Source organism: Polynucleobacter sp. 39-46-10 (assembly GCF_002282275.1).
Window position 1 is genome coordinate 1 of the sequence record NZ_NCJB01000060.1, and the last position, 11,752, is coordinate 11,752.

An 11,752-nucleotide genomic window follows, 5' to 3' on the forward strand; every position below is an offset into this window, starting at 1 on the left:
GATCTCGGAAGGGTTGAGTTGCATTACTTACTCCTGGGTCTTATTTCGTATGTTCTTAATAGGGATAACTTATGCGCCAAGACTTGCTTGCATTTGAGCTAACCGTGCCTTAACTGAACTATCCATCACCTCATCTCCAACTTGAATGCGAACTCCGCCAATCAATTCTGGATCTACTTGGATAGTTGGGCGCAATTCTTTACCCCCAAAGCGTTTCTTCAAACTTGACAACAAATCATTCAACGCAGAACCCTCTAATGGGAATGCGCTAGTAATCATTACTTCTGCTGCACCTTCGCTCTTATTCTTCATGACCTCAAATTGACTAGCAATTTCAGGGATAGCAGATAAGCGGTGGTTTTGATTTACAAGATTTAAAAAGCTTGCGATTTTGCCGTCCAGCTTTGTCTTCACCATACCGGAAAGCAATTTGCTTAAATCATCTGCAGAAACTTTAGGATTGTTTGATAAAGCAGCAACTTCTGGCAATGCAGCTAGCTGCGCCAATTCATTTAACTGCTCTAAACAAGTAGCAAGCTCAGTAGGCTTAGCGCTTTGAAAAAGCGCTTCTGCGTAAGGGCGTGCAATCGTGGCTAATTCAGCCATATCAAAGTTCTGCCTTTAGTTGATCAAGCAATGTGCCATGAGCTTTTGCATCAACTTCACGACGCAAAATTTGCTCTGCACCTTTTACAGCCAACACGGCAACCTCAGCGCGCAACACTTCGCGAGCACGAGTTACTTGTTGATCTGCATCTTGTTTAGCTTGAGAAATGATGCGAGCTGCTTCAGCTTGTGCATTAACGCGAATTTCTTCAGCGGACATTTGCGCACGTTTTTCTGCTTCTGCAACACGCTGCACACCTTCTTGGCGTGCTTTATTTAATTCTTGCTCTGCTTCATTGCTCGCCAATGCGAGTGCTTCTTTACCGCGCTCGGCAGCAGCTAAGCCGTCAGCAATTTTGCTTGAACGCTCATCTAACGCCTTAACTAGCGGTGGCCACACAAAGCGTGCAACTACCCACCATAAGACGAAGAAAACGATCATTTGCGCGAATAGGGTCGCGTTCAGATTCACGATATTCCTTTCAGTATTGTTGAGAACGGTTGGATGACCCAGTGGTCATCCACGCCAAAACAATTACTTGATAACTGCGAGCAGTGGGTTTGCGAAAGCAAACAGCATTGCAACACCAACGCCGATCAAGAACGCAGCGTCGATCAAGCCAGCCAAAAGGAACATCTTGGTTTGGAGTGGCTCCATCAATTCTGGTTGACGTGCGCAGGCTTCGATGTACTTACCGCCCATCAATGCAATACCTAAACAAGCACCGATCGCGCCGAGGCCGATGATGATGCCGATAGCGATTGCTGTGAAACCTTGAATGTTTGCGAGAAATTGTTGCATGTTGCTGACTCCTGAAGTTAAAGAGATAAGTTAAAAATAAAAATCTTAGTGGTGGCTATGCGCTTGCCCGATGTAAACCAAAGTCAACATCATGAAAATAAAGGCTTGCAACAAAATAACCAAAATGTGGAAGATGGCCCAAGCTGATCCAGCAATAACATGGCCCACCAATCCAAACAGGGATAAATCTAAGCTAAATGTCCACACACTACCTAGCAATGCGATCAATAAGAAAACCAACTCGCCAGCATACATGTTGCCGAACAGTCGCATTCCCAATGAAACACCTTTAGCAAGATATTCGATGATGTTCAAAGCGAGGTTAAATGGAGCCAAGTACCACTTCGCACCAAACGGGGCAGAAATGAGCTCATGCAAGAAGCCGCCAAAACCTTTGACTTTGAAACTGTAAAAGAAAACTAAAAGCAGGACGGACATAGACATGCCCATGGTCGCATTTAGATCGGTTGTAGGAACAACCTTATGGTGTGGAACATGAACACCAAAACTTTCGATGAAATGATTAACGCCTAAAACCCAATCCACCGGAATCAAGTCGAGCGTATTTAAAAGGATGATCCAAAAGAATACAAACAAGGCAAGTGGCGCAATGTAAGAGCGATCACCATGAACAATGCTCTTAGATTGGGTTTCTGCCATTTCCACAATCATTTCAATAAAGCACTGGAAGCGGCCTGGCACACCCGGGGTTGCACGGCGCGCTGCAATCAACAAAATAAATACAGTAAGCAAACCCATAAGGGATGCCCAGAAAACAGTGTCTAAATTGATGATGCTGAAATCAATAATGGACGACTGTGGTCCACCTGAATTATTAAGGTTTTGTAAGTGCTCGGAAATGTACGCTGTTGGCGTCATTTGCTCAGCAGCCGCGTGGGCTTGGTTTACTTCGCTAGACATCTCTTAACTAGTCCTTTGGTTCAATCACATTTATTACTCTTAGCGCCACAACCACGCTAGCCACACACACTTAATGGCAAGCACATAAGTCACCAATAATGGGACCCAAAGCACGCCCGGGATCAAAAAAGCAACCCCTAAAAACAGCATCGAGGTAACGACGATTTTGATAAATTCGCCCGAAACCAATGCCGCCAAATAACCCCCTGGATTCAATATTTGCGTTTTTTTTGCCAACTCCAACCTAATTAGAAACAGGGTTGAAGGCAAGACGCTAATTAAACCACCTAAAAAGGCCGACTGAGTATAAAGGCTTACCCCAACCGGCTCCCCAAAAATTGACCAGATCACCATACTGAGCGCTGTAAGCACCACTTGCGCAGCCAAAACCCTCCAAGGCGACAGTCGGGGGTGTTTAACAGCATTGCTAGCTTGCAACGCGGTCATTTCCTCTTTACTTAAAGCCTGAAAGAGTTCTTCTTCGGGCTCATCCCAGTCATTTGCCTCGGAAAATCGATTTTTTTGAGGAATCAATTTAGCCCCGTGAGTTTAATGTGTGCACTGCAATAGGTCAAATGTTTTAGGGCCATTTTTTTGCTGACTTTTAGGCTTCGACGCCCAGCTTTTTTAACAAAGAATCTAGCTCGTCAAATTGGCTGAAGCGAATTCTGAGCTCGCCACCCTTACCTTTAAACTTAAATTCAGCATTTAAGCCTATCAAATCAGCTATTTCTTGAGTTAAACGGCGCGTGTCTGGGTCACGGCTTGGTGCGCCACCTGCCGGCTGGGTTTTAGCTTTTTTATCCCCAATCCGACCTCCAGCAAGCGCAAGGGCTGCAGACATTCTTTCAGCCTCCCGAACGGATAGGCCTTGAGCTGCAATTCTTTGTGCCAAGGCAACTTGGCTTGCTCCGGGCAAGGGTAATAAAGCTCGGGCATGGCCCATGTCAATATCACCTGCTAGGAGCATAGCTTGCACCGGCTTTGCCAATTGATTTAAGCGCAATAAATTCGTTACGGCGCTACGTGACTTACCCACCGCTTTTGCAGCCTGCTCATGCGTAAAACCAAACTCCTCAATCAATCTTGCAAGGCCTTGAGATTCTTCTAGCGGATTCAAATCCTCGCGCTGCATATTCTCGACCAAAGCCATCGCTGCGGCAGCTTGATCGTTAGCTCCAGAAACTAAAACAGGAACCTCTTTTAAGCCGGCTAAAGTTGCCGCACGAAAGCGACGCTCACCCGCAATAATTTCGTATTTACCAGGAGCAACCAAACGCACCAACAATGGTTGCATCACACCTTGCTCACGAATACTTTCAGCCAGCTCTTGTAATGCGCCCGCTTCCATTTTTTGTCGCGGTTGATATTTACCAGCCTGCAATGCAGTCAATGGCAAGCGATTAATTTCTGCCGTGGTTTCTTTTTGCGCCTTGTCGCCAAGCAGGGCCTCTAAGCCGCGACCCAAACCTTTTTTCTTGATTGCAACCATAATATTTTTATTGTTCCTAGGTTTTACATTTGCTTAATGCGCTCAATCATCTCGGCGCCAAACTCCAAGTAGGCCTTGGCGCCGCGCGATGACCTATCAAACGCCACGCCAGGAAGCCCATAGGACGGGGCTTCGGCCAGGCGGACGTTGCGGGGAATAATGCTCTTAAATACTTTGTCGCCAAAGTGCTCAAGTAATTGATCGGAAACTTGTTGCTGCAATGTCATGCGCGCATCAAACATCACGCGTAACAATCCAATGATCACCAAGTCGGGATTTAAATTGGCATGCACTTGTTTGATGGTGTTAACTAAATCCGATAATCCTTCTAATGCAAAATATTCGCACTGCATTGGCACGATCACACCGTTCGCTGCACACAATCCATTAAGCGTCAACAAAGATAGTGCGGGAGGGCAATCAATCAAAATAAAGTCATAGTCATTTGCAACGAGTGCAAGCGCATCTTTCAATCGTTGCTCACGAGAATCTAAATCTACCAACTCAATTTCCGCACCAGCTAAATCACGATTTGCTGGCAACACATCGTAGCCAGAACTATCACAACGCACCGCAGATTCTTTCACCGATGACAAACCAATTAACACTTGATACACGGTGCTAATGAGATCTGCTTTTTCAATTCCAGATCCCATTGTGGCGTTACCCTGTGGATCCAAATCTACCAACAAAACACGTTGCTGATGCCCAGCTAAACCAGCGGCCAAATTAACGGCAGTGGTGGTTTTTCCAACCCCACCTTTTTGATTCGCAATACAAAATATTTTGGCCATAGTTTTTCTTAGGAATGTCGAGCTTTAAAGGGGTAATTTTCTCATGGGGGATAAGACTAAAAGCCGGCGATCCACCTCTAAATTGGGGATCCGCAGAGGCTCGTCAGCCACCAATCGCCAGTCATCCATGCAAACGTCCTGCAACTCCTCATCTGCGCGCTTAGACTTCATCGCAAATACCAAACCATCAGGCTTCAGAAGGGGAAGGGAAAGCTCTAGAAAGTGGGCAAGGTTAGTAAATGCCCTAGAAATCACCGCATCAAATTGTCTAGGTTGTGATTTACCCACCGCTTCGACGCGCTCACTCAGAACCTGAATATTCTTTAAGGCCAACTTACCGCGCACATGTTGCAAGAACGCCGTCTTTTTGCGGATAGCCTCTATCAGGGTCACGTGCCAGTCAGGCTGAAGAATGGCAATGGGGATAGCGGGTAGACCGCCGCCTGAACCCAGGTCAGCAATTTTAGGGTTTTGTAAACCCAGAAATTGGCGCATTACAGGCAAAACTGTAATAGAATCAATGAGATGCAGACGAACAGAGTTCTTCTCACCCTCAATTGCAGTCAAATTATGCACCTGGTTCCAGCGACCCATTTCCTGCAAAAAGAGCTCCAAATCGGCAAAATTTGCAGAACTGAGATTGAGGCCTAAACCCTCAATTCCCAAAGAAACCAAATCATTACTCATGGGCCTCTTCTTGGGTGCGGCCTAAGCCCTTTTTAAGATGGACCAATAACAGGGAAAGTGCTGCAGGGGTAACGCCGGAGATCCTGCCGGCCTGACCCAAGGTGCCAGGCTTGTGCAAATTAAGCTTTTGCTGAACCTCTTTAGATAAACCAAGAACCTGGGTGTAATCCAAAACCTCCGGTAGGGGGAAAGTCTCGTTATGCTCTTGCCGAGCAATCTCAACCGCCTGCCTGTCTATATACCCTTGATATTTAATAGAAATCTCAACTTGGTCACTAATCTGTTGGGCCAAGCCTAAATCATCATCCAATGTTCCCGCTGACCAAAGGCCGTCCGCCAGACTCGTAACTGCCTCATAAGTAATGCCGGGGCGCCTTAAAAGGTCCGCCAAACTACACTCATGGGATAAGTCTTGCCCTAAGAGCTCAGAAACCGCTTTTGCTGAGCCATGCTTTGGACCAATCCAAATATCTTGCAAACGGGATGTTTCACGTGAAACAGCCTCTTGTTTTCTACAGAACGTATTCCAGCGGTAGTCATCTACCAAGCCAAGTTCGCGACCAATGGTGGTTAAGCGCAGATCCGCATTGTCTTCACGTAAGCTCAAGCGGTATTCCGCGCGGCTAGTAAACATGCGATAGGGCTCCTGAACGCCAAGAGTAATCAAGTCATCAACCAAAACACCGATATATGACTCACTTCGCTTGGGCAGCCAAGGCTCTTTGCCTTGTGCCGCTAAGCCAGCATTAATACCGGCAAGCATTCCTTGGGCGGCAGCCTCTTCATAACCTGTCGTGCCATTAATCTGGCCTGCAAAATACAGGCCCGCAATGGCTTTGGTCTCCAAACTATGCCGCAAATGGCGTGGATCAAAGAAGTCGTACTCAATGGCATAACCAGGGCGCACAATAACCGCCGACTCTAGGCCGCGAATACTTCGGACCAAATTCCACTGAACATCAAATGGAAGGCTGGTGGAAATGCCATTAGGGTAAAACTCGTTTGTTGTTAAGCCCTCTGGCTCCAAAAATATCTGGTGACTATTTCTAGAGGCAAAGCGGTGAATCTTATCCTCAATAGAAGGGCAATAGCGAGGGCCCACCCCTTCAATAACACCGGTATACATCGGAGAACGGTCCAGGCCACCACGAATAATGTCGTGTGTTTGCTCATTGGTATGAGAAATCCAACAAGGAACTTGCTTGGGGTGTTGCTCTGGTCGACCCAAGCAGGAGAAAACAGGCACAGGGTCTAAATCCCCCGGCTGCTCCAGCATCACCGAGAAATCGATAGTTCGCCCATCAATCCGGGGTGGGGTACCGGTCTTTAATCTTCCCTGAGGAAGCTTCAGCTCTTTTAATCTAGCTGACAAAGAAACGGCTGCAGGGTCACCAGCTCGACCCCCAGCATGGTTATTTAAACCAACGTGAATCTTGCCATCCAAAAAGGTGCCCGCAGTGAGCACCACCTTTTTGGCCATAAACTTCAGACCCATTTGCGTAACCACACCCTGAACCACATCACCCACAACTAGCAGATCATCTACGGCGGCTTGGAATAGAGTCAGATTTACTTGGTTTTCGAGGCGCCGACGGATCGCTGCCTTATATAAAACACGATCGCCTTGTGCGCGGGTCGCACGGACAGCAGGGCCCTTGCTCGAATTTAAAATCCGAAACTGAATACCGGCTTCGTCAGTGGCAGCTGCCATTGCGCCACCCATTGCATCAATCTCTTTGACCAAGTGCCCTTTGCCAATACCGCCAATTGAGGGGTTACAACTCATGGCGCCCAAACTCTCAATACTGTGGGTAATTAGAAGGGTTTCACACCCCATGCGTGCGGATGCAAGGGCAGCCTCAGTTCCAGCGTGACCACCGCCAACCACAATGACATCGAAGTTCTTTGAATAACGCATGATTTGCCTCAGATAGGGCGATGATCATAGCATTTTGTAGGTTTCACGTGAAACAAATGTGGGGAAGCACACGAAAGGGATTAATGAATATAACCTAATTTATTGTTTTTATTAGTTTTTTTTGTAAAACAACTTAACTGGTTTTGCTGTTTTTTATAAAGGTTTGGATTGCCGTCTTGGACGCCTCATCCAAAACATCCATAGGAACTCTTTGGGACCCCTGAACAATCATGAGGGCGTAAGGCTTTGCAAGCGCCGCAGCTTCAGGACATAAATGCAACTCCTCACCAACCGCAGGTGATTGGCTGCGCCAATAATTGATGGCCGCCTCTAAATCCTGAATGCCAACAAAGAGCATCTTAAGAATTATTTACCATCGAGAGATAACATGGTGCCGCGACACTTCTTGGCCCCACAACGGCACTCGTAATCTTTTTTCATCTGCTTGGTAACCCGACCCTCAACATCAAGAGAGTAGTCGTAAAAAAGTTCTTCACCCTTTTTGAGGTCGCGTTTCGCATAAATAAATACACGGGGCTCACCATTAAAGCTATCTTCTCTAGTCTCACAGCTGGGCTTGCAAGAGTGATTAATCCAGCGTGCCGCATTGCCGCCGTACTTGGCATCAATGCAACGACCGTCTTCTAGTGAAAAGTAAAATGTGTGGTTTGGGTCTTTTGGATCATGCGGGTGGCGCTTCTCGGCTAACTTCCAACTGATGCGCTCGCCCTTGTACTCAATAATTGCCGCCCCTTTTTTAATGGGTTTAGCAACAAACACACCCTTGCCATGGATCGGTGATGATTTAACAATAATGCAAGACTTATCCATGGTCGGTACAGCCAATTTCTTTTTAGCCATTTAAATCAAACATCCAGGTTGCGAGCGATTAGAGCGTTTTTCTCAATAAAGGCACGACGCGGTTGAACCTCATCACCCATCAAGGTGGTGAAGACTTGATCGGCAGTAATCGCATCTTCAATTTTGACTTGAAGTAAGGTGCGCGAACCCGCATCCATTGTGGTTTCCCACAGTTGAGAAGGGTTCATCTCTCCAAGACCTTTGTAGCGTTGACGACTTAACACACGCTCTGCTTCAGAAAGCAACCAAGCAAAAGCCGCCCTGAAGTTTTGAATAGTTTGCTCTTTTTGATTTTTATCTGGATCACCTCGGCGCACTTTTGAGCCCGGCAACACTTTGCCAGACAAAACTGCGGCAGCATTTGCTAGGCTTTGATAGTCATCGCCATGTACAAAGTCAGAGTTAATTGCAGATAACTTTAAGTTGCCATGAATACGGCGCGATAACAATAACTTAAAGCGATCAGTGCGCTCTTCTTTTTGCACAATGATTTCTGGTGGAAGTGCCAAGGGGTTTAAAGAGTCTGTCAAGGCAACACGCAAACGCTCCGCCGAATCTTGTGCTGATTTCTCAGTGTCTAGGTTTAATTGGGTGCCCGAAGCAATAGCGCGCAGGGCGTCCTCATCAATGTTGCGCGATAAGCGATCTACAACCGACTGAATAACTTGATAGTGCTTGGCAAGCTCACCCAAATCCGCACCCTCAATAATCTCGCCTGATGGCGTTTGGAGAGACGCTGACTCTAATGCAATCTTTAAGAGCAATTGATTTAACTCAACATCATCTTTAATGTATTGCTCATTCTTACCAAACTTTACTTTATACAAAGGTGGTTGAGCAATGTAAATGTGGCCGCGCTCAATCAGTTCAGGCATCTGTCTATAGAAAAAAGTGAGTAAGAGTGTGCGAATATGGCTACCATCGACGTCCGCGTCGGTCATGATGATGATGCGGTGATAGCGTAGTTTATCTGCCTTGTATTCTTCAGCACCAATACCGGTTCCAAGAACAGTAATTAAGGTAACAACCTCTTGGCTGGCCAACATTTTATCGAATCGAGCTTTTTCAACGTTTAGGATTTTTCCTTTCAATGGAAGAATCGCCTGAAAACGTCGGTCACGACCCTGCTTAGCAGAACCGCCCGCGGAATCTCCCTCGACAATAAATAATTCTGATTTTGTTGGATCTTTCTCCTGGCAGTCTGCCAACTTTCCAGGGAGACCCAAACCATCAAGAACACCTTTACGGCGAGTCATGTCGCGAGCCTTACGGGCTGCCTCACGAGCACGGGCAGCATCTACAATTTTTCCGCACAAAATTTTCGCATCGGCTGGGCGCTCTTGAAGATAAGCACTTAATGCTTCGGCAACAATCTCTTCAATAGGTCCGCGAACCTCACTAGAAACCAGCTTGTCTTTTGTTTGGCTTGAAAATTTTGGCTCTGGAACTTTAACCGACAACACGCAGGCAAGGCCCTCGCGCATATCATCACCAGAAATTTCTACCTTAGCTTTTTTGGCAACCTCATGCTCATCAATATATTTATTGATGACACGCGTCATTGCTGCGCGCAAGCCTGTTAAGTGGGTACCGCCATCGCGCTGAGGGATGTTGTTAGTAAAACATAAAACTTGCTCACTAAAACTATCATTCCATTGCATGGATACTTCAGCGGTGATGTTGCCACCTAGATCTGACGGACGAATACCTTCAGCATAAAAAATATTGGGGTGTAAAACATTTTTTGTTTGGTTGATGTATTCAACAAAACCTTTTACACCGCCAGAGAAAGCAAAGTCTTCCTCTTGACCAGATCGCTGGTCAATTAGTTTGATGTGAACGCCGTTATTTAAGAATGAAAGCTCGCGAATGCGTTTAACAAGAATCTCATAGTGAAATTCAATATTTCCAAAAATAGTTTCATCCGCCAAGAAATGCACTTCAGTGCCAGATAAATTGGTATCCCCAGTAACGGTGATTGGTGAAATCGCCACACCGTTTTCCTCTTGAATGTTGCGGTTCTGAATAACCCCACGCGCAAACTCCATGTAATGCGCTTTGCCATCACGACGAATGGTGAGCTTCAACCATTTAGAGAGTGCGTTTACGCAACTAACACCCACACCATGCAAACCACCAGAAACCTTATAACTATTTTGGTCAAACTTACCACCAGCATGCAACTCCGTCATTACAATCTCAGCTGCGCTTCTTTTTGGCTCATGCTTATCGTCGTATTTAATTCCAGTTGGAACGCCACGCCCGTTATCAACTATGGAAATGGAGTTGTCAGTTTGTATAACAACAGTAATTTCAGAGCAATACCCAGCTAAAGCTTCATCAATAGAGTTATCTAAAACCTCAAAAACTAGGTGATGCAAACCCGTGCCATCAGAGGTGTCTCCGATATACATACCCGGACGCTTACGAACAGCCTCAAGACCTTCTAAGATTTGGATCGATGATGCACCATACTGCTCTACTACTTTTTTTTCTTCAGTCATTTTTTTCTAAATTAAATACGCATTGGCATCACAACATACTTGAAGTCTTCTGAACCAGGTAGGGTAATCACCGCACTACTATTGGCATCACCCAAACTAATCTGAATTTTTTCACTCTTCAGGTTTGATAAAACATCTAACAAATAACTTACATTAAATCCAATCTCAACAACATCACCACTGTATTCAGTCTCAATCTCTTCTTGAGCCTCTTCTTGCTCAGCGTTAGTAGATTGAACAGTAATTCGATTTGGTGATAAAGAAAAACGTACGCCCTTGAATTTATCAGTTGTCAAGATTGCTGCACGCTGTAGTGCTGATTGCAAAACATCTCGGCCAACCACCAATGAGTTTTTATGCCCTTTAGGAATCACACGCTGAAAATCAGGAAACTTCCCCTCAACCAGTTTTGAAATGAGCTCGATATCACCAAATGTAAATTTCACTTGGTTTGATGTCAGACTCATTTCCAGCAACTCATCTGAATCTTCAAGTAAGTGTTGACACTCGAGAATAGTTTTGCGGGGAATAATAATTTCCTGTCGCTGACCAGACCCCACTGGAGCCTCAGCTAGCTCAACTTGAGAGTAGGCCAAGCGATGACCATCGGTGGCTACAGCGATTACCTGTTTACCCTCAACAACCAACAACATACCATTGAGGTAATAACGAATATCTTGCTGCGCCATCGCAAAATGCACTTGGCTTACCAGTTGCCGAAAACTCTTTTGAGTCATCTTCCAGCTTGCGGTTACCTCACCAACACTCTGCATAACAGGGAACTCGGTTGCAGAAAGGGTTTGTAAAGAGAAACGGCTTTTACCGCTCTGCACAACCATTTTGTTGTCTTTAAGATTTAGCGCAACAGGGCCTTCTGGAAGTGCGCGCAAAATATCAAGCAATTTCCTCGCAGCCACTGTTGTAGTCACATCCTCTGGACCAACACCAAAAGTGGCGTTAGTTGTAATTTGAATTTCTATGTCCGTCGATACAAAAGACACCTTGTCACCTTGTTTTTTAAATAACAAGTTTGCCAAGATCGGCAAAGTATGTCGACGTTCAACAATGCCACTAACAACCTGAAGTGGTTTTAACAAACTGTCACGTGAAGTGTTTACGAGTTGCATTGCTTTTAAATCCTTGTATATATCTTATTAGTAGTAGTAG

13 protein-coding genes are annotated in these 11,752 nt (G+C 45.7%); all 13 read right to left on the reverse strand.

Annotation, left to right across the window (positions count from 1 at the left end):
- Positions 1-69: 69 nt before the first annotated feature.
- The 13 genes from B7X71_RS06845 to dnaN all read right to left on the reverse strand — a co-directional run bounded on the left by B7X71_RS06845 (position 70) and on the right by dnaN (position 11,712).
- On the reverse strand, positions 70-606 hold the full coding sequence (locus B7X71_RS06845; RefSeq protein WP_293600402.1) for a F0F1 ATP synthase subunit delta: 537 nt from the start codon (positions 604-606) through the stop codon (positions 70-72).
- Between the two features lies 1 nt (position 607).
- Positions 608-1,078: a F0F1 ATP synthase subunit B gene (locus tag B7X71_RS06850; RefSeq protein WP_215334139.1), complete on the reverse strand. Its 471-nt coding sequence runs from the start codon at positions 1,076-1,078 to the stop codon at positions 608-610.
- A 63-nt stretch (positions 1,079-1,141) separates the two neighbouring features.
- Entirely contained in the window at positions 1,142-1,408 is a 267-nt protein-coding gene (atpE, locus tag B7X71_RS06855) for a F0F1 ATP synthase subunit C (protein WP_012357116.1), read from the reverse strand.
- A gap of 45 nt (positions 1,409-1,453) precedes the next feature.
- Positions 1,454-2,329, reverse strand: a complete 876-nt coding sequence (gene atpB, locus B7X71_RS06860; RefSeq protein ID WP_293600403.1) for a F0F1 ATP synthase subunit A — start codon at positions 2,327-2,329, stop codon at positions 1,454-1,456.
- A 39-nt stretch (positions 2,330-2,368) separates the two neighbouring features.
- On the reverse strand, positions 2,369-2,863 hold the full coding sequence (locus B7X71_RS06865; protein ID WP_293600404.1) for an ATP synthase subunit I: 495 nt from the start codon (positions 2,861-2,863) through the stop codon (positions 2,369-2,371).
- A gap of 70 nt (positions 2,864-2,933) precedes the next feature.
- A complete protein-coding gene (locus B7X71_RS06870) occupies positions 2,934-3,821 on the reverse strand; it encodes a ParB/RepB/Spo0J family partition protein (RefSeq protein ID WP_293596940.1) in 888 nt (295 codons plus the stop codon).
- 23 nt (positions 3,822-3,844) lie between these two features.
- Positions 3,845-4,615 (reverse strand): ParA family protein, encoded by a 771-nt coding sequence (locus B7X71_RS06875; RefSeq protein WP_293596941.1) that lies wholly within the window; start codon positions 4,613-4,615, stop codon positions 3,845-3,847.
- Positions 4,616-4,639: 24 nt separating this feature from the next.
- Positions 4,640-5,302 (reverse strand): 16S rRNA (guanine(527)-N(7))-methyltransferase RsmG, encoded by a 663-nt coding sequence (gene rsmG, locus B7X71_RS06880; protein ID WP_293596942.1) that lies wholly within the window; start codon positions 5,300-5,302, stop codon positions 4,640-4,642.
- Positions 5,295-7,220: a tRNA uridine-5-carboxymethylaminomethyl(34) synthesis enzyme MnmG gene (gene mnmG / locus B7X71_RS06885; protein ID WP_293596943.1), complete on the reverse strand. Its 1,926-nt coding sequence runs from the start codon at positions 7,218-7,220 to the stop codon at positions 5,295-5,297. Before mnmG ends, rsmG begins: the two co-directional genes overlap by 8 nt.
- A gap of 133 nt (positions 7,221-7,353) precedes the next feature.
- The gene (locus B7X71_RS06890) at positions 7,354-7,578 is read right to left on the reverse strand and encodes a DUF3717 domain-containing protein (protein ID WP_293596944.1); all 225 of its coding nucleotides are present in this window, start codon (positions 7,576-7,578) and stop codon (positions 7,354-7,356) included.
- 8 nt (positions 7,579-7,586) lie between these two features.
- On the reverse strand, positions 7,587-8,081 hold the full coding sequence (locus B7X71_RS06895) for an SET domain-containing protein-lysine N-methyltransferase (RefSeq protein WP_293596945.1): 495 nt from the start codon (positions 8,079-8,081) through the stop codon (positions 7,587-7,589).
- A gap of 5 nt (positions 8,082-8,086) precedes the next feature.
- Complete coding sequence (gene gyrB / locus B7X71_RS06900; protein WP_293596946.1) at positions 8,087-10,585, reverse strand: DNA topoisomerase (ATP-hydrolyzing) subunit B; 2,499 nt, start codon at positions 10,583-10,585, stop codon at positions 8,087-8,089.
- Positions 10,586-10,596: 11 nt separating this feature from the next.
- Positions 10,597-11,712, reverse strand: a complete 1,116-nt coding sequence (dnaN, locus tag B7X71_RS06905) for a DNA polymerase III subunit beta (protein WP_293596947.1) — start codon at positions 11,710-11,712, stop codon at positions 10,597-10,599.
- Between the last annotated feature and the right edge of the window lie 40 nt (positions 11,713-11,752).